General features: G+C 30.0%; 1 protein-coding gene. It reads right to left on the reverse strand.

The features are described 5' to 3' along the window. Positions 1-594, reverse strand: a 594-nt coding sequence (locus tag EII23_RS12250; RefSeq protein WP_185702410.1) for a branched-chain amino acid transport system II carrier protein, incomplete at both ends; no start/stop codon positions are given.

A 594-nucleotide genomic window follows, 5' to 3' on the forward strand; every position in this document is an offset into this window, starting at 1 on the left:
GTCCAAGTAGTATTAAAACTATTGAAACAGGATAGATTGCAACTAAAACAGGAACTGAAACTTTTAATATTGTGTTAAGTCCGAAGTTCGCAACTAAAAATGATAAAAATGTCCAAAATACTATCCATTTATTATAAGATACTTTTTCTTTTGTCAAATTTTCAAAGAATTTACTTATACTTGTTATAAGTCCTATACAAGTTGTTAGACAAGCAAGAGTAAATATACTCGCAAGTAAAACTATACCGAATTTTCCGAATACATATTGTGAAACTGTTGTTAATATTTCAGCACCGTTTTTAACATTTTCAGTTAGGCCTGAAGTTGTCATTCCTATATAAGCAAGCATTGCATATATTACAAAAAGGAATGAGCCGGCAACTAAACCAACTTTTACAGTATAACCTATAACTTTTTCTTCATTTTCAACTTGGAAAGATTTTATTGCAAGTGAAATTACAAGACCGAAGTTTAAAGCTGCTATTGTATCCATTGTATTATATCCTTCTAAGAATCCTTTAACAGTTGAAGAAGTCGCATAATCTCCAACAGGACTTGTTACAGCATTAGGATTTTTAAATAAAACTCCAACAA

The organism is Desulfovibrio sp. OH1186_COT-070, assembly GCF_003860215.1.
GTDB lineage: Bacteria > Desulfobacterota > Desulfovibrionia > Desulfovibrionales > Desulfovibrionaceae > Desulfovibrio.